This is a genomic window from Pseudomonas arsenicoxydans, from assembly GCF_900103875.1.
In the GTDB taxonomy this organism is placed as follows: Bacteria; Pseudomonadota; Gammaproteobacteria; order Pseudomonadales; family Pseudomonadaceae; genus Aquipseudomonas; species Aquipseudomonas arsenicoxydans.
The window spans coordinates 2,984,394-3,009,600 of sequence record NZ_LT629705.1; the positions used below are offsets into that span (position 1 = coordinate 2,984,394).

Genomic DNA, 25,207 nt, shown 5'->3' on the forward strand with positions numbered 1-25,207 from the left:
CATCGCGGGCAAGCCCGCTCCCACAGGTTCTGTGGACGGACAAAAAATCTGTGAACAACCTCAATCCTTGTGGGAGCGGGCTTGCCCGCGATGAGGCCTTCGCCTCACCGATGATTTTAAGGAATGAACCATGCTGCAACTGATCCTCGGCGGCGCCCGCTCCGGCAAAAGTCGTCTGGCCGAAAAACTCGCCTGCGACAGCGCGCTGGCCGTCACCTACATCGCCACCAGCCAGCCACTGGACGGTGAAATGAACGAACGGGTCGCTCATCACCGCGCCCGTCGCCCGGCCGAATGGGCGTTGATCGAAGAACCGATCGAACTCGCCCGCGTGTTGCGCGACAGCGCCCGGGCCGACCGTTGCCTGTTGGTCGATTGCCTGACCCTGTGGATGACCAATCTGCTGATGCTCGAAGACAATCAGCGTCTGATAGCCGAACGCGACGCTTTGCTGGACTGCCTGGCGTCATTGCCGGGTGAAATCATTTTTGTCAGCAACGAGACAGGAATGGGTGTCGTGCCGCTGGGCGAATTGACTCGCCGCTACGTCGATGAAGCCGGTTGGCTGCATCAAGCCCTGGCCGAGCGCTGCCAACGTGTCGTCCTGACCGTCGCCGGCCTGCCCCTGACTTTGAAAGGAACTGCGTTATGACTCAATCCTGGTGGCTGAACCCGTGCAAACCGATCGATGCGCACGCTGTTGAACAGGCGCAGGCGCGCCAACAGCAACTGACCAAGCCCGCCGGTTCCCTCGGCCGGCTCGAGTCGGTGGCGGTGCAATTGGCCGGGCTGCAAGGTCAGGTCAAGCCAAGTCTCGATCACCTGTGGATTGCCATTTTTGCCGGCGATCATGGCGTGGTCGCCGAAGGCGTGTCGGCGTTTCCCCAGGAAGTCACCGGGCAGATGCTGCACAACTTCGTCAGTGGCGGTGCAGCAATCAGCGTGCTGGCGCGCCAGCTCGGGGCTTCCCTGGAAGTGGTCGACCTTGGCACGGTGACGCCGTCGTTGAGTTTGCCGGGCGTGCGTCATCTCAACATCGGCCCGGGCACTGCCAATTTCGTCGCAGGCCCGGCCATGACGCCGGCCCAGGGCGAACTCGCCTTGCAGGCTGGCCGTGATAGCGTGCGGCGTGCGCTCGCGGCGGGTGCGCAGTTGTTTATCGGCGGCGAAATGGGCATCGGCAACACCACGGCGGCCAGCGCGCTGGCGTGTGCCTTGCTCGATTGCCCAGTGGTGCATCTGGCCGGCCCCGGCACCGGATTGAACGCGGCGGGTGTCAGCCATAAAGCTCAGGTCATCGAGCGTGCCTTGGCCTTGCACGGCGCTCAGCGCGGTGATGCCTTGCAGACGCTGTTCAACCTCGGTGGTTTTGAAATTGCGGCACTGGTTGGCGCGTACCTGGCGTGTGCCCAGGAAGGCATCGCGGTGCTGGTGGACGGCTTTATTTGCAGCGTCGCCGCATTGGTGGCCGTGCGCTTGAATCCTGAATGCCGTGAATGGCTGTTGTTCGGTCATCGTGGTGCTGAGCCGGGCCACCGTCATGTGCTGGAAACCCTGAAAGCCGAACCCCTGCTGGACCTTGGCCTGCGCCTGGGCGAGGGCAGTGGGGCAGCATTGGCCGTGCCGCTGTTGCGCCTGGCCTGCGATCTTCACGGGCAGATGGCAACCTTTGCCGAAGCGGCAGTGGCGGATCGTCCGGCATGACGCTGCGCCTGGACTTGCTGCGCCACGGTGAAACCGAACTGGGCGGCGGTTTGCGCGGCAGCCTCGATGATGCGCTGACCAGCGAGGGCTGGGAGCAAATGCGCGCGGTAGTGGTCGAGCAGGGGCCGTGGGATCGACTGATCAGTTCGCCGTTGCAGCGCTGCGCGCGGTTCGCTGAAGAGCTGGGGGTGAAATCGGGTTTGCCGGTGGTGCTGGATAAAGATCTGCAAGAACTGCACTTCGGCGCCTGGGAAGGGCAAAGTGCAGCGGCATTGATGGAGACCGATGCCGAGGCGTTGGGTCTGTTTTGGGCTGATCCTTATGCGTTCACTCCGCCTGACGGTGAACCGGTGGCGGATTTTTCCAAGCGCGTATTGGCCGCTGTCGAGCGGCTGCACGCTGCGTATGCGGGCGAACGGATCTTGCTGATCAGCCATGGTGGCGTCATGCGTCTGCTGCTTGCTCAAGCGCGGGGGTTGCCGCGTGAGCAATTGCTCAACGTTGAAGTCGGCCACGGTGCGCTGTTCTCGCTGAGCGTCGAGGCGGGCGTGACCCTCAAGGAAGCCCTCTGACCATGTTGCCGTTCTGGATCGCCCTGCAATTTCTCAGCAGTTTGCCGATTCGTCTTCCGGGCATGCCTGCGCCTCAAGAGCTCGGACGTTCGTTGCTGTTTTATCCGCTGGTCGGGCTGCTGTTCGGCGTCATTTTATGGGCGCTGAACGCGCTGTTGCTGGGCGCGCCGTTGTTGCTTCACACCGCGTTAGTGCTGACGGTTTGGGTATTGCTCAGCGGCGCGTTGCACCTGGACGGACTGGCCGACAGCGCCGATGCGTGGCTCGGTGGTTTCGGCGACCGTGAACGCACGCTGACGATCATGAAAGACCCTCGCAGCGGACCTATCGCGGTGGTGACGCTGGTGCTGGTGTTGCTGCTCAAGTTCACAGCGTTGTTGGCGTTGATCGAGCAGCAGCACAGCGTTTGGCTGATCATTGTTCCATTGATTGGCCGCAGCGCGATGCTGGGCTTGTTCCTGACCACGCCGTACGTGCGTGCCGGCGGCCTGGGTCAGGCGCTGGCCGATCATCTGCCGCGCTTGGCGGGTAAACAGGTGTTGGCGGTCAGCGCGCTGGCGTGTGTGCTGATTGCCGGTTTCAGCGGCGTCTGGGCGCTGGTGCTGGCGGGCGGGATGTTCGTCTGGTTGCGGCAGGTGATGCTGCGGCGATTGGGTGGGACAACCGGGGACACCGCAGGCGCATTGCTGGAGTTGCTGGAGATGGCGGTGCTGGTGGGACTGGCGTTGGCCTGATGTTTATGTGATTGAGGTGTTGGCTTGCTCGCGAAGGCGGTCTGGCTGACGCTCCCATTCTTCTGATTGAATCCATCTGTAACTTGATTTAACACACTCGCGGGTATATACACGCACCATGCTCGACTCCCAATGTTTATGCATCAACCTGCGTCGCGCCGCCCGTGGCGTCAGCAGGCATTACGACGGCGCTCTCGACGGCTTCGGGATCAACGTCGCCCAGTATTCTTTGCTGTGTAATCTGCAGCGACTGAATGAACCGAGTATTTCCACCCTGGCCGAAGCCATGGGGCTGGACCGCAGCACCCTGGGGCGCAATCTTCGGGTGCTGGAGGGAGAAGGCCTGGTGGCATTGGTCGAAGGCGAGGACATGCGTAATCGCATCGTCCGGCTGACCGAGGCGGGTGCACAACGCCTGGCTGCAGCCTTGCCGGCCTGGGAGGCGGCGCAACAGCGGTTGATCGACCGTTTGGGCGCCGAGAAACGCGAAACCTTGCTGCGATTGCTGGACGAACTGGCCTGATGCCGGTTTTTCCGATCTTAAGCGGGTATATACCCGCGACCGGAGAATAAGAAATGACATCGATGTGGCGTACGTGTGGTTGGGTTTTGGTGGGGAGTGCGCTGATTCTGGCGTTGTCTTTGGGGGTTAGGCACGGTTTCGGGCTGTTTCTGGCGCCAATGAGCGCCGAATTTGGCTGGGGGCGTGAGACGTTTGCGTTTGCCATTGCCTTGCAGAATCTGATCTGGGGTCTGGCGCAGCCCTTCACGGGGGCATTGGCCGACCGCTTTGGCGCGGCGAAAGTGGTGTTGATCGGCGGCGTGATATACGCCATGGGCCTGGTGTTCATGGGCCTGTCCGACTCGGCGGTAACCTTGTCCCTGAGTGCCGGCCTGTTGATCGGCATCGGTCTGTCCGGCACTTCGTTCTCGGTGATCCTCGGCGTGGTCGGTCGAGCAGTTCCGCCGGAGAAACGCAGCATGGGCATGGGCATTGCCAGCGCCGCCGGTTCTTTCGGCCAGTTCGCCATGTTACCCGGTACGCTGGGGTTGATCGGCTGGCTCGGCTGGTCCGCCGCCTTGCTGGTGCTGGGCCTGCTCGTGGCGTTGATCATTCCGCTGGTGAGCATGCTCAAGGACAAACCGTTGCCGGTGCTTGGCCATGAGCAAACCCTGCCCGAAGCGTTGCGCGAAGCCTGTTCCCATTCGGGTTTCTGGTTGTTGGCGTTCGGCTTTTTTGTCTGCGGCTTCCAGGTGGTGTTCATCGGCGTGCATTTACCGGCCTATCTGGTGGATCAGCACCTTCCGGCCACGGTGGGCACTACGGTGCTGGCACTGATCGGCTTGTTCAATATCTTTGGCACGTACACCGCGGGCTGGCTCGGCGGACGCATGTCCAAGCCACGTTTGCTGACGGGGCTGTACCTGCTGCGAGCGGTGGTGATTGCGCTATTTCTGTGGGCACCGGTCACCACGACCAGCGCGTACCTGTTCGGCATGGCGATGGGCTTCCTGTGGCTGTCGACTGTGCCGTTGACCAATGGCACCGTGGCCACCTTGTTCGGGGTGCGAAACCTGTCCATGCTCGGCGGGATCGTTTTCCTCTTCCACCAGCTCGGCTCGTTCCTCGGCGGGTGGTTGGGCGGGGTGGTGTATGACCGAACCGGGAGCTATGACTTGATCTGGCAAGTGGCGATTCTCTTGAGTCTGATGGCGGCGGCCCTGAACTGGCCGGTGCGTGAGCGACCAGTTGCGCGTCTGCAAACCCAGATGAGCGCGATATGAACAGTCTCTGGCCGCGGATCGCCGTAGTCGCTGGCGGCGCCTTGCTGCTGGCGCTCGCGTGGTGGGGCTGGCATCAGGGCGGTCTGGCGCTGATGCAGTTGGGAATGGGCGCTTGCTAGGAGCAGACGAGGGCGAGTAACTTCGTTTTGGACAACTGAACAAGGATGCACTGACATGCTGATGCGCTGGATTGCAGTCCCCGCGTTGCTGATGGCATTTACCGGGTTGGCTCAAGCGGCCGAGTGCCCGGAGCTGTTGCAGGGCTCGTTACCCAAGCTGCGCGCCAAGGAATCCATCGACCTGTGCCAGCGGTACGAGGGTAAACCGCTGGTGGTGGTCAATACGGCGAGTTTCTGTGGCTTTGCCCCGCAATTCAAAAGCCTTGAGGCGCTGAATCAGCGTTACAAGGATCAGGGGTTGGAGGTGATTGGCGTGCCGTCCAATGACTTCAAGCAGGAGTCCAAGGATGGCGCCGAAACGGCCAAGGTCTGTTACGTGAACTATGGCGTGACGTTTACCATGACCGAGCCGCAGAAAGTACGCGGCGACGACGCCACTCATCTGTTCAAGGTCCTCGCCGAACAGACCAGCGCGCCGAAGTGGAATTTCTACAAATACGTGGTTGATCGCAAGGGTAAGGTCATTGCCAATTTTTCCAGTCTGACCAAGCCCGATGATCCTGAATTCATCGCCGCCGTGGAAAAGGCCCTGGCTTCGAAACCCTGATCGACGCTCATTAAAAAGCCCCGCCTCTGTACAAGAGAGCGGGGCTTTTTTGATTCAGGTGGCGAGCGTTTCAGGCTCGCCGTGAATCATCAGAAGCGGTAGGTCGCGCCAACGCCAAAACCGTTCGCCCAGTTTTGATACTTGGCGTCGTAAGTCTGGCCACGGTCGTTGGTGTTGTTGACCTTGACCGATTCTTCACGCAGGTACGAGTACGCCACGTCGATGGTCAGGTCGTTGGTCGGGCTCCAGCCGGCGCCCAGGCTGAAAATCTTGCGATCGCCAGTCGGGATGCGTGGGGAGCGGTCGACGTTGTTGGTCGGCGCCTGGTCGAAGGACAGGCCGGTGCGCAGTACCCATTCCTTGTTCAACTGGTAGGACGCGCCAATGGCGTGAGCCCAAGTGTCGTGCCAGTTCTGTTCTTCGGTGATGGTACCGAATTGGCCGTTGAGGGCCGCTGGAACACCTTTGTTTTCGACGGTGATTTCTTTCAGGCGGCTCCAGCGAGTCCAGGTGCTACCTGCGTAAAGAGTCCACTTGTCGTCGAGCTGGTGAGTGACCGAGAAGTCCACCGATTCAGGGGTGGTCAGGTCCAGCGAGGCGTCGTACTTCTGGCTTGGGTTCTGACCGATCAGACCCAGGACGTTGTAGTTGACCTTGGTGTTGCCGTCGAGCTTGTACTTCACTTTCGAGTGGTAGGTCAGGCCGACACGAGTGCTGTCAGTCACCTGAGCCAGGATGCCGATGTTGTAGCCCAGCGCCGTATCGTCACCTTTGATCTTGACGTTGCCGTCCGGTGCAGCCTGGGTGATCGACAGGTTCGATTCCAGGGTGCCGTCGATGCGGTTGATGGTCGGGCCGAAACCGATGGACACCTTGTCGTTGAAGGCGTAGCTCACAGTCGGTTGCAGGGTGACGATTTTAACTTCGCTTTTGCTGCCGAAGTAACGACCGGCAAAGCCGCTCTCGTAATCGGTCACCAGGCCGAACGGCGCGTACATGCCGATACCGAATGCCCAATGATCGTCGATCGGCTTGACGTAGTAGCCCATCGGCACGGCGATGAACGGAACCATGTCGCCGTCATTGCTGCCGCGGTTCGGGCTGGAAGAAGCGTGGCTGATGTCAGTGTGCGCGTCTAGAAATGCAGCACCGCCGGAGACTTGTTCACGCTTGAGGCGGGACATGCCGGCAGGGTTGCCAAAAATTGTGCTTGCATCATCGGCAGAGGAAGATCGCCCGGCAAAACCTGTACCCATCCCGCTGATGCTTTGTTCGTTGATGGCAAAGCCACTTGCGAAGATCTGGGTGGATGCCAAGGTAACAGCGAGGCTAAGGGTGGTTTTGAGCATTACTTTTTTCATTATTAGAACTCCTGGTGATCACCGGGGCGAAAATTACCAACATTTTCGTCCCAGCGCTATAGCCTGTATCGCTTGATTTAGAGCGGTTTTGTAGGACAATCCGACCGGGTTCGCGACCCGTTGCAAGATCTTGTGGAACTGGAGGCTCAGCAGGCGACCTGATTCAGCGGTGAAACACAGGTTTGCCAGGCGTAGGTGAAGTCACGCAGGCGGCCTTGAGGTTGAAAAGTCTGGCGCCAGATTCGCGCCATTCCCATCAAGTCATCGGCAGCGGGGAGGGGGGTATTCTGTTGTTCTACCAGCAGCCAGGCGATGGCAGTGGCGTAACGCAGGTTGACGGTCAACTCAAGGTGCGGCCCGCTGAGAAAGGCATGCTGGCTGGCCAGGCCGCGAACCAGGCTGGCGCGTTCCGGGTCCAGTGCCAGGTAGTGATCCCAGAGTGCCTGGTGGCGGGGTTCGGCGATTCGGTACAGGCCGTGTCCACGGCGGTCATGCAGGGCGGAACCAAGGGCCGACTGGCTGGCAGCGATGCCCAGCAGCAGGGATTCGGCAGTCGCGCTATGGCGTCCGAGGTAGATCAAGGTCGGACGGATCACATAACGGCACAGTTCGCTGGCAGCGATACCCATAAAGCCCTCGAAACATGAAGTGGTCGGCGATACCTGAAATAAGCGTTGGCAGCTGGTGAATCGAATCAGGCTCGCCGGAAGCGGCTCACGTCGCTTGAGTTGAAGTGTAGTGTCATATTCGCGCTGTAAAGGACTGTTTTTAAAATATTTCCGGCTTCGAGTTATAACCGTTATATCGGTTAGTGCTTAGCCCGAGGCCGTCCGATGAGGAATTTCGGGCAATAAAAAGCCCCGCTATTCAAGCAGGGCTTTTGAGGTTTCAGCCTTTCTGGCGTATCAGGCAACCAGTGCCTGACGGGTACGCTCGATCACTGCCTGCAGCGGCTCAGCGCTGGAGTACTGATCGGGGTACAGGCGTTCGCTGTGACGAGCGATGCCGTGTTCGTTGACCAGAGTGAAGCTGAAGCAGCCTTTGCGAGCGGCCATGATCAGGCAATTCATTGGTGCAAAAGCGTTGGTCAGGGTACGGATAGCATCCTGGGTATGGATTTGAGTAGTCATGTTCTGGGTGTTCCTACAAGCGACACGGATAAGAGCCGTGCAAAATTTAAACGTTCCAGTGACGTCGACCACCGTTGGTCGAACGAAGAACCCGACTGGAACAAAGCAGCCAGTTTGAAGCGCTGATAATTGGCGCGCTTGGGCTGGCAGGTAGGTACTTAGGAGGGCAGGCAACACATCAAGGGCAAAGGTTCTGGGCCCGGGGTGAAGATCCTGATCAATTTGCAGGCTGGTTCGGTCAGAGTAAGTGAGCTTCGCAACACCCTTTGCTTTCGATTCAAAGGCTGTGTTGACGCAAGGTTTACCTGGAAACCATCGAGGTGGTCGATCCCGCTTATTCGGTAGAGGCTTCCGTTGGGAAGGCTGACCGGGAGGATTTGTTCGACCAGAATTGACTTTCAGCTTGGTACTAACGCCGCGGATAGTAACGGATTGAGTTGGAGATGTGAAGCACGCCTGCAAATTAATTTCAGTGCCTGGCAAATTAGATCACGCCATGGAGCAGTTTCCGACCGTTGGTGGTCGCTTCGGCACGCGCCTGGGGACAAGGGTTTGCCAAGGTTATCCCCAGAAACGTCCGACAAAACGCTCCGAAAAAGCACATCGATATAACTGACACGAAGGCAGTTGTGCACATAAGTTGCGCAGACTGTAACCGGAGTGTCATCCACGCCTCGACCCTAGTGGGTGCCTGTATTGAAAATTTAAGTCAATGAAAAACATCGCTTTTTTTTACTGGTGAAAAAATCGTCAGTTTGACTGCGAGCCCCATTCCACAGGGCTTTGCGCGAGTTCAAGGGCGGTTGTCCACTGAGTTATCCACAGCTTCTGTGGATTGTCCCGAGCGCTTGCTCTAGCACGGGCGTGCACGGTTTTTTTAGGCTTTACCTGTAAGAAAAAAAGAGTAGAGTGGCGCGCCCTCCGATCTGTCCCACAGTGCTTTATGAAGTTTCGCTCAGTATCAGTTTCTGCCACTTCCACACCTCCCCGTGTTACCCCGCCCAAGCGTTTTTCAATGCGCGTGGCCGAATGGTTGCTGGACAGCCCGCGCCTGGGTGAAAACGCCAACATCAAACACCTCGCCGGGCGGTTGCTCAAACAGCCGGCGCGTGAAGGTGTCGTGGCCGCACAAAGTCGTCTCGGCCAGTTGATGTGCCGCGAATGCGGGAACGCCCGCGATCGTCGCATTGGCCAGGACTTGCTGCGCCAGGCTGCGCGCGCAGGAGATCGGCGTGCTCAACAGGAACTGGGGCTGATCGCAGACTGAGCTGTCCAAGTTCTGACGCCTTGGTTAACCTTCAAGCTTTATCTCATCGGCAGGAGTCGCTATGGCTATGGACTTGACCAGCATTTTGCTCGGTCTGGCGGGCGCTTCACTGCCATTGCTGGTGCTTGCCTGGCGCCTTCAGCGGCGGGCGAGCGAAGGACAAGCCGAGCTGGCCCTGCTGGAAGAGCGCCTGACCATGTCGCAATTGGCGCAGGACGGCTTGAACGCTCAGCTCGAAGCCTGTCGCGATGAAATCGGTGATCTGGGCCAGGCCAACGCCGCCAAGCAGGCAGACCTGGCCGCCATGCGCCGTGAAATTGAACTGCTGCAGATCGAACGCGACGACGCCCGCGATGCGGCTCACGCCTGGAACATCGAGCGCGCCGGCAAAGAGGCTGAACTGCGGCGCCTCGACGCCCAGGCGGCCTCGCTCAATGCCGAGCTGCGTGAGCAGCAGGAAAGTCATCAGCAGCGCCTCAATGACCTGCAAGGCTCGCGAGATGAGCTGCGAGCGCAGTTCGCCGAGCTGGCGGGGAAGATTTTTGACGAGCGTGAGCAGCGCTTCGCCGAAACCAGCCAGCAACGCTTGGGCCAGTTGCTCGACCCATTGAAAGAACGTATCCAGTCTTTTGAAAAACGTGTCGAGGAAAGCTATCAGGCCGAAGCCCGAGAGCGCTTTTCCCTGGCCAAAGAGCTGGAACGCCTGCAACAGCTGAACCTGCGTTTGAGCGACGAAGCCACCAACCTCACTCGCGCCTTGAAAGGGCAGAAAACCCAAGGCAATTGGGGCGAGCTGATTCTCGAGCGCGTGCTCGAGCATGCCGGGCTGGAGAAGGGCCGCGAGTACCAGACCCAAGTCAACCTCAAGGGGCCGGACGGTGAGCGATTCCAGCCCGACGTGATCATTTATCTGCCGGGCGACAAGCAGGTGGTGGTCGACTCCAAGGTCAGCCTCACGGCCTATCAGCAATACGTTGCGGCCGAAGACGATGCCGTCAGCCAACTCGCCATCAAGCAACACGTGCTGTCGTTGCGCACTCACGTCAAAGGCCTGGCCGGCAAGGATTACAAGCGACTCGACGGCTTGCACAGTCTGGATTTCGTTTTGCTCTTCGTGCCGATTGAAGCGGCGTTCTCGGCGGCGTTGCAGGCCGAGCCAACGCTGTTCCAGGAAGCATTCGACCGCAATATCGTCATCGTCAGCCCGACCACCTTACTGGCTACGCTGCGAGTCATCGACAGTCTGTGGAAGCAGGAACGCCAGAGCCAGAACGCCCGGGAAATCGCCGAACGCGCCGGATGGCTGTACGACAAGTTCGTGTTGTTCATTCAGGATCTGGACGAAGTCGGCAATCGCTTGCAGCAACTGGACAAGGCTTACAGCTCTGCGCGCAACAAACTGACAGAAGGGCGCGGCAATCTGGTCAGTCGCAGTGAGCAGCTGAAGTTGCTGGGTGCGCGGGCAAGCAAGAGCTTGCCCGCGGACTTGCTGGAACGGGCGATGACCGATGTCGATGGATTGGCTGAGCTGCCCGAATAACTGCAAAGCACGCGAGCAGGTTCAGCCCAGAAACCGCAGCGCTGAAGCCTGACGCATCACAACGGCAAATGCCGACTCAACAACGCGCGCAACGCCGCAGGTTTCACCGGTTTGGCCAGGTAATCCAGGCCCGCCGCATGCACTTGGGCCACTGTCTCCGGCCGGCCATCGGCGCTGATGACCACGCCCGGCACCGGTTCCCCCAGCTGAGTGCGCAACCACGCCATCAATTGCGTCCCGGTCTCGCCATGGTCCAGGTGGTAATCCACCAGCGCCAAGTGTGGGCGCATGCCGTCGTTGAGCAGGGCCGCGCATTCGTCACGGTTACGCGCGGTCCAGACCTGGCAACCCCAGCGCGTCAGCAGGCTGTTCATGCCGATCAGGATGCTGTCTTCGTTATCGATACACAGCACCTGCGCGCCGTTTAACGCATGGCCATTGAGCTCGTGAACCTTGGCCGGTGCCACCGTTTGCGTCCGGGCCAGCGGCACGCTGACACTGAACACGCTGCCGCGCCCCGGCCAGGAGCGTACGCGCAAGGTATGACCCAGCACGCGACACAAACCATCGGCAATCGCCAGGCCCAGCCCCAGGCCTTTCTCGGCACGGGTCTGGTGGCTGTCGAGGCGTTTGAATTCTTCGAAAATCACCTGCTGTTTATCTTCCGCGATCCCCGGTCCGCGATCCCAGACTTCCAGGCTCAATTCGCCCTTGTGCCGTCGAACGCCGAGCAGCACCGGCCCTTTGGCGTAGCGGAAAGCGTTCGTTAGGAAGTTCTGCAGGATCCGTCGCAGCAGTTTGATATCGCTGTCGACCCGCAATTTGCTGCCCCGAACGCGGAATTTCAGCCCTTGTTCCTGGGCCAGCGCCTTGAATTCGGCACCGAGGGCATCGAACAGCTCGTTGAGCACGAAAGGCTTGGGATCCGCGTTGATCTTGCCGTTTTCCAGACGCGAAATGTCCAACAGGTCGCTGATCAAGTCCTCGGCCGAGCGCAGTGAGCTGTCGAGGTGATGCACCAGTTTCTGCGCCTCGCTGGACAGGCCATCTTGGTGGGAGAGGGCTGCGGAGAACAGCCGCGCGGCATTCAAGGGCTGCATCAAGTCATGGCTGACCGCCGCCAGAAACCGGGTCTTCGATTGGTTCGCCGCTTCCGCGGTGCCCTTGGCTTCGGTCAAGGCAACGTTGAGCTGTGACAGTTCATGGGTCCGCGCGATGACTCGCTGTTCCAGGCCTTCATTGGCTTCGGTCAGCGCTTGCTCGGCTTCACGGAACGCGGTGATGTCAGTGAAACTCATGACGAAACCACCGCCAGGCATTGGGTTGCCGATCAGCTCGATCACCCGTCCGTTGGGGAACAGTCGTTCAGAGGTATGGGCGCGGCCCTGACGCATCCAGTGCAGGCGGCGGGCGACGTGCACTTCGGCTTCGCCGGGGCCGCACAGGCCGCGTTCGGCGTTGTAGCGAATGATGTCGGCAATCGGCCGGCCGACGCTGATCAAACCGTCGGGATAGTTGAACAGTTCCAGATAACGCCGGTTCCAGGCCACCAGTTTCAGCGATTGGTCGACCACGCTGATGCCTTGCGTGATGTTTTCGATCGCGCCTTGCAACAGGGCGCGGTTGAATTGCAGCACTTCCGAGGCTTCATCGGCGATCCGCACGACGTCCTCCAGCTGCATTTCCCGACCTTCAATGGCGGCTTTCACCACCGCGCGCGTCGACGAGGCGCCGAGTACACCGGCCAGCAAGCGTTCGGTATGTGCGATCCATTCGCCGTCGGCGTTCTGATTCGGGTTGAAACCTTTGCCTTGGCGGTAGGCAAAACGGATGAAGCTCTGCCGCGCGCGTTCTTCACCGACGAACCGGGCGGCCAGTTGCAGCAAGTCCTCGATCTGCACCGCGAGCATCGAGCGCGCGCTGGGGCGAGCGCTGATTTCCTGGCCGATAAACCGGCCCGCCTGCCAGTGTTCCGAGACCCTGGTGCGCGAGAGCACCGAGACCCAGGCGAACAACGTGAAGTTGCCGGCCAGCGACAGCACCACGCCTTGGGTCAGCGGGGTGATTGGCAGGTGCAGCGGATTACTGTGGAGCCAGGCCAGACCGGGGAAACTGCTCAAGGACCAGCCGAGACTGTTGGCGGCAATGGGCAGGATCAAGGTGTAGAACCACAGGAATGTCCCGGTGGCGAGACCGGCGAATACGCCCCGGCGGTTGGCCTGTTTCCAGTACAGCGCGCCGAGCATCGCCGGGGCCAATTGGGTCACGGCGGCGAACGCGATCTGGCCGATGGTCGCCAGGCTGGCGGTTGAGCCCAGCAAACGATAGCTGACGTAGGCCAGCAGTAGAATCACCACGATGCTGACGCGGCGCACCGAGAGCATCCACTGGCGGAACACTTCGAACGGTCGCTCGGCGTTGTTTCGGCGCAGCAACCATGGCAGCAACATGTCGTTGGAGACCATGGTCGACAGCGCAACGCTGGCGACGATCACCATGCCGGTTGCCGCCGAGGCGCCGCCGATAAAGGCCAGCATCGCCAAGGCGGGGTGGGATTGGGCCAGTGGCAGGCTGATGACGAACGAGTCCGGCAGCACGGAGCTGGGCAGCATCATCTGACCGGCGAGGGCGATCGGGACTACAAACAACGCCGCCAATGCCAGATAGGCCGGGAAGACCCATTTGGCCAGGCGCAAATCCTGGGGATCGATGTTTTCCACCACGGTGACGTGGAACTGCCGGGGCAGGCAGATGATTGCCATCATTGCGACGCCGGTTTGCACCACCATCGATGGCCAGTTGATGGTTTCTTTCCAATATTCCTCAAGGCGTGGCGCGAGCATGGCCTGGTTGAACAGGTCGTCGAAGCCGTCGTACAAGCCATAGGTGACGAACGCGCCGACGGCGAGGAACGCGAACAGTTTGACCAACGACTCGAAGGCAATCGCCAGCACCATCCCACGGTGGTGTTCCGTGGCATCCAGGTTGCGGGTCCCGAAGACGATGGTGAACAACGCCAGCACCAGCGACACGATCAGTGCCGTGTCCTGAGCGCGGGTGCCCATCGCGTCAGCGCCGGCGCCGATCAGCAAGTTCACCCCGAGCACGATGCCCTTGAGCTGCAAGGCGATGTAAGGCAATACGCCCACCAGGCAGATCAGCGCCACCACGACCGCCAGCGACTGCGATTTACCGTAGCGGGCGGCGATGAAGTCGGCGATGGAGGTGATGTTCTCCTGCTTGCTGATCATCACCATTTTTTGCAGGACCCACGGCGCGCAGACCAGCAGCAGGATCGGCCCGAGGTAGATCGGCAGGAATGACCAGAGTTGTTCGGCAGCCTGGCCCACGGCGCCAAAGAACGTCCAGCTGGTGCAATAGACCGCCAGCGACAAGCTGTACACCCACGCACGCACTCGCGGCGGCAACGGAGCGCTGCGACGGTCGCCGTAAAAGGCGATGGCAAACATGATGGCCATATAGGCCAGGGCGACGGCGGCGATCAGCCCGCTGGACAGCGACATGGTAACTCCAGACAAAAGACACCCCGGATTGCAGCCCGGTGAGACAGTCTCGCACGATGGCAGGGGTTAGTCAGTGTCGACCAAGGTCGTGGCGTGGCGGGCTGTCGCAGGGTGTTTGCTGGATGGATCTTCGGCGTTCAAGAAGGCCTCTTCGCGGGCAAGCCCGCTCCCACAAGTTTCGCCTCGTATCCGAATCACCAAGTCAACACGAAACCTGTGGGAGCGGGCTTGCCCGCGATTGGCGGCATCAAGGCTGCAACGCAATATCGATCAACCGATGCAACTCCTCGACCTCCAGTGCCGCCGCCGAAAACAGGATGCGAAACACTGTCGGTGCCGCCACCAGGTTGATCAATCGATCGACACTCGGTTTCGGTTCATCAGGGTAACGGTCGAGAATCGTCTGCAACTGCCCGCCAATGATCGTCGCGCAATAGGCCGGTGTGGTGCTGCATTGCACATCGCGCAGCATGTTGCGGCCGGGCTCGGAACTCATTTCGTCGAGGTATTGCTCCGCCCAGGCCCGCACATCGTTGCGCAGGCTGCCGGTGTTGGCCGGTTCGCTTTCGGGGCGCAGGCGGGCGAGGGCGACGTCGGCCAGCAACACCGATAAATCGCCCCAGCGCCGGTAAATGGTGGACGGCGTAACGCCCGCGCGCGCAGCGATCTGCGGGACGGTCACGGTGGTGCGGTCCTGCTCTTCGAGGAGCTGGCGAACGGCGCAATGAACCGACTCTTGCACCCGGGCGCTACGGCCGCCGGGGCGTAAACCTTCTTTAATAGCCATGCATCGGACCTTAACACAAAGAATTTGCTTTAAGCGCTGTCCAGTAGCACACTCCGCAAAAGCAAAAAGTTAGCTTTTGCGGAGTGTGCGCATGTCCAGTTCAGTATCCAAACGTTCCAGCCTGTGGTTTTTGGCGATCACTTTACTCAGTTTTCTGGCCGCATCCACGGCACCGACGCCGTTGTATCACCTGTATCAGGACCACCTGCAATTCTCGGCGGCGACCCTGACCCTGATTTTCGGCGTGTATGCCCTCAGTCTGCTGGCGGCATTGCTCACCGTGGGATCGCTTTCGGATTACCTGGGACGCAAACCGGTGATTTTCACCGCCGTCCTGCTCAACATGCTGGCGATGTTGCTGTTTATCAATGCCGATAGCGTCGCCTGGTTGATCAGCGCGCGGGTGCTTCAGGGCTTTGCGACCGGCATGGCCACGGCTGCGTTAGGGGCGGCGCTGTTGGACACTGATCGCCAGCAGGGTCCACTGGTTAACAGTGTTGCGCCACTGTTGGGCATGGCGATGGGCGCGATGGGGTGCGGCTTGCTGGCCGAGTTTGCGCCGTTGCCGTTGCAACTGACCTTTTGGGTGCTGCTCGCGTTGTTCGGGTTGCAGGCGTTGTACGTCTGGCGTCTGCCGGAGAGCGTCAGTGCGCAATCCGGAGCATTGGCTTCGCTGCGTCCGACCTTGCATGTGCCGGTCCAGGCACGGCGCGCGCTGTGGCGGGTGCTGCCAATCAACACTGCGGCATGGGCGCTCGGTGGTTTTTACGCCTCCCTCGCGCCGTCCCTGGTTCGCACGGCCACCGGATCGACCTCGAACCTGATTGGCGGTGCAACAGTGGCCGTCCTGACCGTCACTGGCGCGTTGATGATCTACACCTTGCGCAGTCGTGCGGCCGACAAGGTTTTGTGGATCGGTACAAGTATTCTGCCGGTGGGTGTGGCGTTGATTTTACTGGCGGTGCACAGCGCCAGCCTGCCACTGTTTTTTATCGGCACGCTGGTGGCCGGTTGCGGGTTCGGCGCCAGTTTTCTCGGGTCGTTGCGCAGTGTGGTGCCGTTGGCTTTGCCCCACGAGCGCGCCGGGTTGATGTCGGCGTATTACGTGCTCAGTTATCTGGCGTTCTGCCTGCCGTCGTTGCTGGCGGGGAGTCTGACGCGGGCCTTTGGCTTGGTGGCAGCGACCGATGCATACGGCGCCACGCTGATCGTCCTGGCCGTCGTCGCCTTGTCGTCAATGATTCGACAGCGCGCCAGCCAGGCCCGCAGCGTCACCGGCCAGCCATAAAAAAAGCGGCGCCCTGAAGGCGCCGCGTTTTTTGTTGCCGGCGATCAGATCTGCGCGAACCCGCCATCCACAAACAGCTCGATCCCGTTGATAAAGCTGCTGTCATCCGAGGCCAGGAATACCGCCGCTTTCCCCACTTCCGATGGTGTTCCGAGGCGGCCAATCGGCACTTGGCTGGTCAGGAAATCCAGCAAGCCCTGCCGCTGATCCGGCGGTGCCAGTTCAGTCAGGCCCGGGGTGTGAATCGGGCCGGGGCTGATGACGTTCACGCGAATCCTGCGGGCTTTAAGATCCAGCAGCCATGAGCGGGCGAAGTTACGCACCGCGGCTTTACTAGCGCTGTAAACGCTGAAATTTTCCGTGCCTTTGGTGGCGGTGGTCGATGCGGTGAGGATCACCGAACCGCCGTCCTTGAGCAGTGGCAGGGATTTCTGCACGGTGAACAGCAGGCCTTTGACGTTGACTCCGAAAATCCGGTCGAAATGCTCCTCGGTGATAGCACCGAGCGGCAGCATGTCTCCGCCGCCAGCGTTGGCAAACACGACGTCCAGATGTCCGGCCTTTTCCTTGATCACTTCGAAAATCCGGTCCAGGTCGGCAAGGTTCGCCACGTCGCCCTGAATCCCGGTGATGTGGTGGCCGATGCTCTCGACTGCCGCATCCAGTTCGGCTTGACGGCGACCGGTGATAAACACGGTGGCGCCCTGATCGACGAAGGCTTGAGCCGACGCCAGGCCGATGCCGGTGGTGCCGCCTGTGATCAGTGCAATTTTGCCTTTCAGTGTGCTGCTCATGGTGTGAATCTCCGGTGAGTCGTATAGGAATTTGCTGGCCAGGTTGTGCGCCGTTGAACAAACTCTATGCCCAAAGATTCGGTCGAAAAATCATCTGAATCGGGTTTGTTTGTACATGGTTGTGGACAATACTCAGGGCTAGTCGCCTTGGGGGTTGTGATGAATCAATTATTGGCCATGCGTGTCTTTGCCCGAGTCGTGCAGGCCGGCTCGTTTACCAAAGCCGCCGACTCTTTGAACCTGCCGAAAACCTCGGTCAGTAAACTGGTGGCCGAACTGGAAGAGCACCTCGGTACGCGGCTGCTGCAACGCACCACCCGCCGGCTCACCGTGACAGCGGACGGGATGACTTACTACGAACGCGCCATGCAACTGCTGGTGGAACTGGATGATCTGGACAACAGTTTCGCCAGCGCCCAAGGTCATCCGCGCGGCAAGATCCGCGTCGACGTCGGAGGCTCGGTGGCGACCCTTCTGATCATTCCCGCGTTGCCGGATTTCTACGCGCGCTATCCGGATATTCAGATCGACATGGGCGTCAGCGACCGGCCGGTGGACCTGATCAGCGAAAACGTCGACTGCGTTATTCGTGGTGGGCCGTTGACCGAACTGTCCCTGGCTGCGCGACCGTTGGGGATGTCGTCATGGACCACCTGTGCATCGCCGCAGTATCTGCAGCGTTTCGGCCTCCCGACCGATCCGCGAGACCTCGAGAAAAATCATCACATCGTCAGTTACCACTCAGCCAGCACCGGACGGGTGATGCCGGCGCGATTCGAGCGTAACGGAGAAAAGCTGGAGGTCCGCGGACCGGGAATTTTCACGGTCAACGAGAGCAATGCCCAACTGGCGGCCGGGGTGGCGGGGCTGGGGGTCATTCATACATTTACCTATACCGTGCGGGCGCACCTGCAGCGTGGCGAACTGGTGCCGATACTTCAGGACTGGCGGCCACCGCGGTATCCATTCCACGTTCTGTACCCGCCCAACCGGCATCAGAGCAATCGGGTGCGGGTATTTATCGACTGGCTGGCGCAGCTGTTCGCCGATATGGATTAGTCTTGGCGCCGCGACTCATATCAACGGAATGTCCCATGAAGATCATACGCAGCAAATCCTTCACCGCTGACCGTGCCTGGGGCGCGTTGGATATCGCCAACATGAACGGCATCACCACGCGTTTGCACTGGACCGATCAGCCCTACAAATGGCACGTCAATGACGGTCAGGAAGTGTTCGTGGTGCTGGATGGGCAAGTGCAGATGCGTTATCGCGAAGAGGGCGTGGAAAAGCAGGCGCTGCTGGAGGTTGGCGATATTTTCTACGCATCTGTCGGTACCGAACACGTCGCTCATCCATTGGGCGCCGCGAGAATCCTGGTGATCGAATCCGAAGGCAGCGTCTGACGTATATCTACAAAACAGATAACAGTTAGAGATATTACCCGTTATATAGATATTCGATTCGGATCTACCATGAATTCCACCTCACAAGAGGAGAGGAATTCGCCATGACCTGCCCCAATAGCAACACCCTCGGTTTTAAACCGCTCAGCCACTTGCAGCACCCGCTCGAGGCCATCCGCCAATTCACCCCTAACTGGTTCGCCGCAACCATGGGCACGGGCGTGCTCGCATTGGCGCTGGCGCAACTGCCCATTGCCATGCCCGGCCTGCACGCGGTAGCCGAGGGTTTGTGGTTATTCAACATCCTGCTGTTTGCCCTGTTTACCGCAGCCTATACGGCACGCTGGGTGCTGTTCTTTGATGAGGCCCGGCGGATTTTCGGTCACTCCACGGTATCGATGTTTTTCGGCACCATTCCCATGGGGTTGGCGACGATCATCAACGGCTTTCTGGTGTTCGGGTTGCCGCGCTGGGGTGACGGCGTGATCCATATCGCTGAAGTGCTGTGGTGGCTTGATGTGGCCATGTCGTTGGCCTGCGGCGTGCTGATTCCCTACATGATGTTCACTCGCCAGGAACATAGCATCGACCAGATGACCGCCGTCTGGCTGTTGCCGGTGGTCGCCGCAGAGGTGGCCGCCGCCAGCGGTGGTCTGCTGGCGCCGCACCTGGCCGATGCCCATTCGCAACTGGTGATGCTGGTGACCAGCTACGTGCTCTGGGCGTTTTCCCTGCCGGTGGCATTCAGCATTCTGACCATCCTGTTGCTACGCATGGCGCTGCACAAATTGCCTCACGAAAACATGGCCGCCTCGAGCTGGCTGGCGCTCGGGCCGATCGGCACCGGGGCATTGGGCATGTTGCTGCTGGGTGCCGATGCGCCGGCCATCTTTGCCGCCAATGGCCTGCCGGGCATGGGTGAAATCGCTGCCGGGTTGGGGCTGGTGGCCGGCATCACACTGTGGGGCTTCGGCTTGTGGTGGATGCTGATGGCGGTGCTGATCACCGTGCGTTACTTGCGCGCCGGCATTCCTTTCAACCTCGGCTGGTGGGGCTTCACCTTTCCGCTGGGCGTCTATTCTCTGGCGACGTTGAAACTGGGCAGCACTTTGAACCTGACGTTTTTCAGTGTCTTTGGCTGCGTGCTGGTGGCGATGCTGGCGGTGATGTGGCTGATCGTCTCGAAACGGACCATACAGGGCGCGTGGCGCGGCGAGTTGTTTGTCTCGCCGTGCATTGCAGGATTAAACAAATAACCTGCCAAGATTAGGTAATGTGTGGCCTGGATCGACGTACGACATTCCAATAACAAATTCCACGCCACGCTTCACCTAACATCAGGGACACATGGAAGATGAGCCACCCCTCACAGTTCACTTTGCTTCGCACCCGGCGCTTCCTGCCGTTCTTCGTGACACAGTCCCTCGGGGCATTCAACGACAACATCTTCAAGCAGTCGTTGATCCTCGCCATTCTGTACAAGCTGACCATCGAGGGTGACCGCTCGATCTGGGTCAACCTCTGTGCGCTGCTGTTCATCTTGCCGTTCTTTCTGTTCTCGGCGCTGGCCGGCCAGTTCGGGGAAAAGTTCGCCAAGGACGCACTGATTCGCCTGATCAAGCTTGGGGAAATCGCCATCATGGCGGTCGGCGCCGTCGGCTTCCTGTTCGATCACCTGTCGCTGATGCTGGTGGCGCTGTTCGCCATGGGCACGCACTCGGCACTGTTCGGGCCGGTGAAGTATTCGATCCTGCCTCAAGCCCTGCGTGACGAAGAGTTGGTGGGGGGCAACGGGCTGGTGGAAATGGGCACTTTTCTGGCGATCCTCGCCGGGACCATCGGCGCCGGGATCATGATGTCGTCCAGTCATTACGCGCCTGTTGTTTCCACGGCGATCGTCGGTGTCGCGGTGCTGGGTTACCTGGCCAGTCGCAGCATTCCGCGGGCGGCGGCCTCATCGCCGCAATTGCGCCTGAACTGGAACATCTTCAGCCAGTCCTGGGCCACGTTGAAACTGGGGCTGGGGCAAACGCCCGCCGTGTCGCGGTCCATCGTCGGCAACTCGTGGTTCTGGTTTGTCGGAGCGATTTATCTGACGCAGATCCCGGCGTATGCCAAGGAATGGATGCACGGCGACGAAACCGTGGTGACACTGATCCTGACGGTGTTCTCGGTGGGCATCGCATTGGGCTCGATGCTCTGCGAGAAACTCTCCGGGCGCAAAGTCGAGATCGGCCTGGTGCCGTTCGGTTCGTTCGGACTGACGGTGTTCGGCTTGCTGCTGTGGTGGCATTCCGGCGGTATCCCGGACAGCGTCAATGGCCACGGCTGGATCGAAGTCCTCGGTTTTGGCCACGCCTGGCTGGTGCTGATCGACATCCTGGGACTGGGGATTTTCGGCGGGTTCTACATTGTGCCGCTGTATGCGCTGATCCAGTCGCGCACTCCCGAGAACGAGCGCGCGCGGGTGATTGCCGCCAACAACATTCTCAATGCACTGTTCATGGTGGTCTCGGCGATTGTCTCGATTGTCCTGCTGAGCGTGGCCAAGCTGTCGATCCCACAGCTGTTTCTGGTGGTGTCGCTGCTGAACATCGGCGTCAACGCCTACATATTCAGCATCGTTCCCGAGTTCAGCATGCGTTTCATGATCTGGCTGCTCAGTCATTCCATGTACCGCGTGGAGCATCGCAACCTGGAACTGATTCCCGATGAAGGCGCAGCATTGCTGGTCTGTAACCATGTGTCGTTTGTCGATGCGTTGCTGATTGGCGGCGCGGTGCGTCGGCCGATTCGCTTTGTGATGTATTACAAGATCTACAACTTGCCGGTACTGAACTTTATCTTTCGCACCGCCGGGACGATTCCGATCGCGGGACGTCAGGAAGACATTCAAATCTACGAAAAAGCCTTCAAGCGGATCGCTGAATATCTGAAGGACGGCGAGCTGGTGTGCATCTTTCCTGAAGGCAAGTTGACCGCCACGGGCGAGATCGACGAGTTCAAGGGCGGGCTGACGCGGATACTTGAAGAGACACCGGTGCCGGTGATTCCGCTGGCGTTGCAAGGGTTGTGGGGGAGTTTTTTCAGCCGCGATCCGGGCAAGGGATTGTTTCGTCGGCTGTGGTCGCGGGTGACGTTGGTGGCGGGGCCGGCGGTGGCGGTTGAAGCGGCGGAGCCGGCGAAGTTGCAGACGATGGTTGGCGAGTTGCGCGGCACAGTTCGATAGTCGGTGACTGTCAGGGCCTCATCGCGGGCAAGCCCGGCTCCCACAGGGATTGATGGTGTGTCGACTATTTGCGACACAACACAGATCCAATGTGGGAGCGGGCTTGCCCGCGATAGCGGTAGTGGCCTACGCGCTGACCTTGAGCCCAACCAGCCCGGCAACGATCAACGCCACGCTGGCCAGCCTGAACAGCGCCATGGATTCGCCAAACAGAATGATCCCGGCGATCACCGTGCCCACGGCGCCCACTCCAGTCCAGATCGCATAGGCCGTGCCCAGCGGCAATTCCTTCATGGCAAGGCCCAGCAAGCCGAGACTGATGACCATGGCGGCGACGGTGAGTGCGGTAGGGAGAGGGCGGCTGAAACCGTCGGTGTATTTCAGGCCGACGGCCCAGCCCACTTCGAACAGGCCGGCGAAAAACAGAATGATCCAGGACATGAGAGACCTCCATCGATTGACGGGGTCGTCCCCAGATTAATGACTCGATCGAGCCGCGAGGTCGTCCTCGCGTTGGGCGATAGAGTGCCAATCATTAACCCGGGGATCAAGTTTTCGGATTTAGTCCGCGGCTTGCTCAGCAGCGATTCTACGGTCTTCTTTTTCGCTCATGCGACGGAAATACGTCGAGAGCAGCGCGCCTGAGATGTTGTGCCAGACGCTGAACAACGCGCTAGGAACCGCCGCCAGTGGCGAGAAGTGCGCACTGGCCAGCGCAGCACCCAGGCCGGAGTTCTGCATGCCAACTTCCAGCGCCAGTGATTTACGCTGTGCCAGCGGCAGTTTGAACAGGCGGCCAGTGAAGTAGCCCAGCAGGTAACCGAAGCTGTTGTGCAGCATCACCACGGCCATGATCAACAGGCCGGACTCGGCGATCTTCGCCTGGCTGGCGGCCACCACGGCGGTGACGATGATCACGATACTCACCACCGAAATCAGCGGCAATACTTCCACCGCATGACGAACCCGGCTGCCGAGCAAGCGCTGGGCAACCACACCGAGCACGATCGGGAACAGCACCACTTGCAGGATCGACCAGAACAGTTCCATGAAGGACACCGGCAACCATGCTGAGGCCAGCAACCAGATCAGCGCCGGCGTCAGCAGCGGAGCGAGGAGGGTGGTGACCGCCGCGATGGCGACCGACAACGCCAGGTCGCCGCGAGCCAGCCAGGTCATGACGTTCGAGGAAGTACCGCTTGGGCAGCAGCCGACCAGAATCACGCCGACCGCAATTTCCGGCGGCAGGTGAAATGCCTGGCAGAGCAACCACGCCACACCGGGCATGATCACGAAATGTGCAACCACGCCCAGGGCCACGCGCCACGGGTGGCGAGCGACTTCGGCGAAGTCTTCGAGTTTGAGGGTCAGGCCCATGCCGAACATCACCAGGCCCAGCAGCGGCACGATTGCGCCTTTCAGGCCGATGAACCAGGTCGGCTGCAGAAAGGCCACGACCGCGAAAATCAGAACCCAGTAAGCGAAGGTGTTGCCGACAAAACGACTCAATGCAGCCAGTGCACGCATGGTCTGATCCTTTTTATTAAGTAGCACCACAAAACAACTGTGGGAGCTGGCTTGCCTGCGATGGCGGTGTATCAGACGGCTGAAATGCAGACTGACACACCGCCATCGCGGGCAAGCCCGGCTCCCACACTTGACCCGGTTTCTTCAGGGGAAACCGGTTGTCTTCAGATCCCCTGCGGGGTCTCTTCACCGCCCAATGCTTCAACCAGCGCCGGCAGGAAGTCGCCGAACGTCAGCATCATCAGGGTGAAACTGGCGTCCAGTTGGCCGAGGGCTTCTTCGCCGCCGTCCTGTTCCGCCTGGTCTTGCAGCAAGTCTTCGAACTTCAGGCGCTTGACCACCATCTTGTCGTCGAGGACGAAAGACAGCTTGTCTTGCCAGGCCAGCGACAGCTGAGTGACCACTTTGCCGGTGCTCAGGTGCAGCTGGATCTCTTCGCTGGTCAGGTCCTGACGCTTGCAACGCACAATGCCGCCGTCTTCGTGGGTGTCGCGCAGCTCGCACTCGTCCAGTACAAAGAAGTCGTCCGCGGCTTTCTGGGTGGTGACCCATTCCGTCATGGTGGCGGTCGGCGACATTTTCACGGTCAACGGACGTACCGGCAGTGTGCCGATCACTTCGCGCAGGGTGGAGAGCAGGTCTTCGGCACGTTTCGGGCTGGCCGAGTTGACCAGGATCAGGCCCTGTTTCGGCGCAATGGCTGCGAAGGTCGACGAGCGTCGGATAAAGGCGCGCGGCAGGAACGCCTGGATGATTTCATCCTTGATCTGGTCGCGTTCTTTTTTGTAGACCTTGCGCATTTGCTCGGCCTCGATCTCTTCGACCTTTTCCTTCACCGCGTCACGTACGACGCTGCCCGGCAGGATGCGCTCTTCCTTGCGGGCGGAGATCAGCAGGAAATCGCCGCTGACGTGCACCAGCGGAGCATCTTCGCCTTTGCCGAATGGCGCGACGAAACCGTAGGTGGTCAACTCCTGGCTTGCACATGGACGCGCCTGTTTGGTGGCCAGTGCAGTTTCCAACGCCTCGGCATCAAAAGGCAGATCTTGGGTCAGGCGATAGATAAGCAGGTTTTTGAACCACATGGGGTGAGTCTCTCCTTATATACAAAGGGGGGCATTATTCTCTTAGCGAAGCCATAGGCCAACCCTTCGCTAAGCCTTTGGAAGGCCTGAGAAAATTATTTAAAAAAGTGCTTGCCACCGGTGTGGTCGCTCCGTAGAATGCGCGCCACACCGAAAGTGAAGGGTGATTAGCTCAGCTGGGAGAGCGTCTGCCTTACAAGCAGAATGTCGGCGGTTCGATCCCGTCATCACCCACCATTCGCTTCAAGTGTTACGCGCAGCGGTAGTTCAGTCGGTTAGAATACCGGCCTGTCACGCCGGGGGTCGCGGGTTCGAGTCCCGTCCGCTGCGCCATATTCGGTAACCTGGAACGCTGAACGCCAGGTCACCACGGAAGAGCCCGCTTAACGCGGGCTTTTTTCTGCCTGTTGTTCCTGCGGTGTGTGTCGTTTCATTGGTTTTCAGATTTTTTTAATAAATTTATTAATTAAATCAACACTTTATGAAAATCTGTGGCACAATGCGCCCCGCAACGAAGGTAAAGGGTGATTAGCTCAGCTGGGAGAGCATCTGCCTTACAAGCAGAGGGTCGGCGGTTCGATCCCGTCATCACCCACCACTACTTTCAATGTTACGCGCAGCGGTAGTTCAGTCGGTTAGAATACCGGCCTGTCACGCCGGGGGTCGCGGGTTCGAGTCCCGTCCGCTGCGCCATATTCGGTAATCTGGAACGCTGAACGCCAGGTCACCACGGAAAAAGCCCGCTTTA

24 protein-coding genes and 4 tRNA genes are annotated in these 25,207 nt (G+C 59.9%); 19 read left to right on the top strand and 9 right to left on the bottom strand.

All coding sequences use genetic code 11. From position 1 onward, the window contains the following. The first annotated feature begins 130 nt into the window (after nt 1–130). The 8 genes from cobU (at nt 131) to BLQ41_RS13920 (ending at nt 5,521) form a co-directional block, all read left to right on the top strand. Entirely contained in the window at nt 131–652 is a 522-nt protein-coding gene (gene cobU, locus BLQ41_RS13890) for a bifunctional adenosylcobinamide kinase/adenosylcobinamide-phosphate guanylyltransferase (RefSeq protein ID WP_090181693.1), read from the top strand. Beyond that, nucleotides 649–1,704 carry a nicotinate-nucleotide--dimethylbenzimidazole phosphoribosyltransferase gene (cobT, locus tag BLQ41_RS13895; protein ID WP_090181695.1) on the top strand — a complete coding sequence of 352 codons (1,056 nt, stop codon included), beginning with the start codon at nt 649–651 and terminating at the stop codon, nt 1,702–1,704. Before cobU ends, cobT begins: the two co-directional genes overlap by 4 nt. Then, nucleotides 1,701–2,276, top strand: a complete 576-nt coding sequence (cobC, locus tag BLQ41_RS13900; protein WP_090181697.1) for an alpha-ribazole phosphatase family protein — start codon at nt 1,701–1,703, stop codon at nt 2,274–2,276. Before cobT ends, cobC begins: the two co-directional genes overlap by 4 nt. Nucleotides 2,277–2,278: 2 nt before the next feature. After that, entirely contained in the window at nt 2,279–3,010 is a 732-nt protein-coding gene (locus tag BLQ41_RS13905; RefSeq protein ID WP_090181699.1) for an adenosylcobinamide-GDP ribazoletransferase, read from the top strand. Between the two features lie 118 nt (nt 3,011–3,128). Then, complete coding sequence (locus BLQ41_RS13910; protein ID WP_090181701.1) at nt 3,129–3,533, top strand: MarR family winged helix-turn-helix transcriptional regulator; 405 nt, start codon at nt 3,129–3,131, stop codon at nt 3,531–3,533. Between the two features lie 53 nt (nt 3,534–3,586). Continuing rightward, a complete protein-coding gene (locus BLQ41_RS13915; protein ID WP_090181703.1) occupies nt 3,587–4,795 on the top strand; it encodes an MFS transporter in 1,209 nt (402 codons plus the stop codon). Then, a complete protein-coding gene (locus BLQ41_RS31125; protein WP_261985254.1) occupies nt 4,792–4,914 on the top strand; it encodes a hypothetical protein in 123 nt (40 codons plus the stop codon). The genes BLQ41_RS13915 and BLQ41_RS31125 overlap by 4 nt, the downstream gene beginning before the upstream one ends. A 55-nt stretch (nt 4,915–4,969) precedes the next feature. Continuing rightward, entirely contained in the window at nt 4,970–5,521 is a 552-nt protein-coding gene (locus tag BLQ41_RS13920; protein ID WP_090181705.1) for a glutathione peroxidase, read from the top strand. A gap of 89 nt (nt 5,522–5,610) precedes the next feature. Here BLQ41_RS13920 and BLQ41_RS13925 read toward each other — a convergent pair whose 3' ends face one another. From BLQ41_RS13925 to BLQ41_RS13935, 3 genes are all read right to left on the bottom strand, one after another. Beyond that, nucleotides 5,611–6,882 carry an OmpP1/FadL family transporter gene (locus tag BLQ41_RS13925; RefSeq protein WP_090181707.1) on the bottom strand — a complete coding sequence of 424 codons (1,272 nt, stop codon included), beginning with the start codon at nt 6,880–6,882 and terminating at the stop codon, nt 5,611–5,613. Nucleotides 6,883–7,028: 146 nt separating this feature from the next. Further along, nucleotides 7,029–7,511: a hypothetical protein gene (locus BLQ41_RS13930; protein ID WP_090181709.1), complete on the bottom strand. Its 483-nt coding sequence runs from the start codon at nt 7,509–7,511 to the stop codon at nt 7,029–7,031. A gap of 276 nt (nt 7,512–7,787) precedes the next feature. Continuing rightward, on the bottom strand, nt 7,788–8,012 hold the full coding sequence (locus tag BLQ41_RS13935; RefSeq protein WP_008031832.1) for a hypothetical protein: 225 nt from the start codon (nt 8,010–8,012) through the stop codon (nt 7,788–7,790). Nucleotides 8,013–8,955: 943 nt separating this feature from the next. Here BLQ41_RS13935 and BLQ41_RS13945 point away from each other — a divergent pair. Then, nucleotides 8,956–9,279, top strand: coding sequence for an SEL1-like repeat protein (locus tag BLQ41_RS13945; RefSeq protein WP_090181711.1), 324 nt, complete (start codon nt 8,956–8,958; stop codon nt 9,277–9,279). Nucleotides 9,280–9,454: 175 nt separating this feature from the next. Continuing rightward, nucleotides 9,455–10,819 (top strand): DNA recombination protein RmuC, encoded by a 1,365-nt coding sequence (gene rmuC / locus BLQ41_RS13950; RefSeq protein ID WP_167360537.1) that lies wholly within the window; start codon nt 9,455–9,457, stop codon nt 10,817–10,819. 56 nt (nt 10,820–10,875) lie between these two features. On the opposite strand, the gene BLQ41_RS13955 is transcribed toward rmuC, so the two are convergent. Then, the gene (locus BLQ41_RS13955) at nt 10,876–14,343 is read right to left on the bottom strand and encodes a hybrid sensor histidine kinase/response regulator (RefSeq protein ID WP_090181714.1); all 3,468 of its coding nucleotides are present in this window, start codon (nt 14,341–14,343) and stop codon (nt 10,876–10,878) included. Between the two features lie 247 nt (nt 14,344–14,590). Further along, nucleotides 14,591–15,130 carry a TetR/AcrR family transcriptional regulator gene (locus BLQ41_RS13960; RefSeq protein ID WP_090181716.1) on the bottom strand — a complete coding sequence of 180 codons (540 nt, stop codon included), beginning with the start codon at nt 15,128–15,130 and terminating at the stop codon, nt 14,591–14,593. 91 nt (nt 15,131–15,221) lie between these two features. Here BLQ41_RS13960 and BLQ41_RS13965 point away from each other — a divergent pair, with 91 nt between their 5' ends. Continuing rightward, nucleotides 15,222–16,418 carry an MFS transporter gene (locus BLQ41_RS13965; RefSeq protein ID WP_090181717.1) on the top strand — a complete coding sequence of 399 codons (1,197 nt, stop codon included), beginning with the start codon at nt 15,222–15,224 and terminating at the stop codon, nt 16,416–16,418. 44 nt (nt 16,419–16,462) lie between these two features. Here the strand turns inward: BLQ41_RS13965 and BLQ41_RS13970 are convergent, their stop codons facing one another. Continuing rightward, nucleotides 16,463–17,212, bottom strand: coding sequence for an SDR family NAD(P)-dependent oxidoreductase (locus BLQ41_RS13970; RefSeq protein WP_090181719.1), 750 nt, complete (start codon nt 17,210–17,212; stop codon nt 16,463–16,465). Nucleotides 17,213–17,371: 159 nt separating this feature from the next. On the opposite strand from BLQ41_RS13970, the gene BLQ41_RS13975 reads away from it, so the two are divergent. The 4 genes from BLQ41_RS13975 (at nt 17,372) to BLQ41_RS13990 (ending at nt 21,847) form a co-directional block, all read left to right on the top strand. Further along, nucleotides 17,372–18,271 carry a LysR family transcriptional regulator gene (locus tag BLQ41_RS13975; protein ID WP_090181721.1) on the top strand — a complete coding sequence of 300 codons (900 nt, stop codon included), beginning with the start codon at nt 17,372–17,374 and terminating at the stop codon, nt 18,269–18,271. 35 nt (nt 18,272–18,306) lie between these two features. Then, entirely contained in the window at nt 18,307–18,618 is a 312-nt protein-coding gene (locus BLQ41_RS13980) for a cupin domain-containing protein (protein WP_090181722.1), read from the top strand. Between the two features lie 104 nt (nt 18,619–18,722). Continuing rightward, entirely contained in the window at nt 18,723–19,874 is a 1,152-nt protein-coding gene (locus BLQ41_RS13985) for a TDT family transporter (protein WP_090181724.1), read from the top strand. Between the two features lie 98 nt (nt 19,875–19,972). After that, nucleotides 19,973–21,847, top strand: coding sequence for an MFS transporter (locus BLQ41_RS13990; RefSeq protein ID WP_090181727.1), 1,875 nt, complete (start codon nt 19,973–19,975; stop codon nt 21,845–21,847). 126 nt (nt 21,848–21,973) lie between these two features. Here the strand turns inward: BLQ41_RS13990 and sugE are convergent, their stop codons facing one another. The 3 genes from sugE to rdgC form a co-directional block, all read right to left on the bottom strand. Next, nucleotides 21,974–22,288 carry a quaternary ammonium compound efflux SMR transporter SugE gene (gene sugE, locus BLQ41_RS13995; protein ID WP_090181729.1) on the bottom strand — a complete coding sequence of 105 codons (315 nt, stop codon included), beginning with the start codon at nt 22,286–22,288 and terminating at the stop codon, nt 21,974–21,976. 120 nt (nt 22,289–22,408) lie between these two features. Continuing rightward, the gene (locus BLQ41_RS14000) at nt 22,409–23,374 is read right to left on the bottom strand and encodes a bile acid:sodium symporter family protein (protein WP_090181731.1); all 966 of its coding nucleotides are present in this window, start codon (nt 23,372–23,374) and stop codon (nt 22,409–22,411) included. A 164-nt stretch (nt 23,375–23,538) separates the two neighbouring features. Beyond that, entirely contained in the window at nt 23,539–24,459 is a 921-nt protein-coding gene (gene rdgC, locus BLQ41_RS14005; protein ID WP_045061665.1) for a recombination-associated protein RdgC, read from the bottom strand. 161 nt (nt 24,460–24,620) lie between these two features. Here rdgC and BLQ41_RS14010 point away from each other — a divergent pair. The 4 genes from BLQ41_RS14010 (at nt 24,621) to BLQ41_RS14025 (ending at nt 25,152) form a co-directional block, all read left to right on the top strand. Then, nucleotides 24,621–24,696: transfer RNA gene (locus BLQ41_RS14010), tRNA-Val, on the top strand. Between the two features lie 19 nt (nt 24,697–24,715). Further along, nucleotides 24,716–24,792 (top strand) — tRNA-Asp (locus tag BLQ41_RS14015). Between the two features lie 189 nt (nt 24,793–24,981). Continuing rightward, nucleotides 24,982–25,057: transfer RNA gene (locus BLQ41_RS14020), tRNA-Val, on the top strand. Between the two features lie 18 nt (nt 25,058–25,075). Next, nucleotides 25,076–25,152: transfer RNA gene (locus BLQ41_RS14025), tRNA-Asp, on the top strand. Nucleotides 25,153–25,207 lie beyond the last annotated feature (55 nt).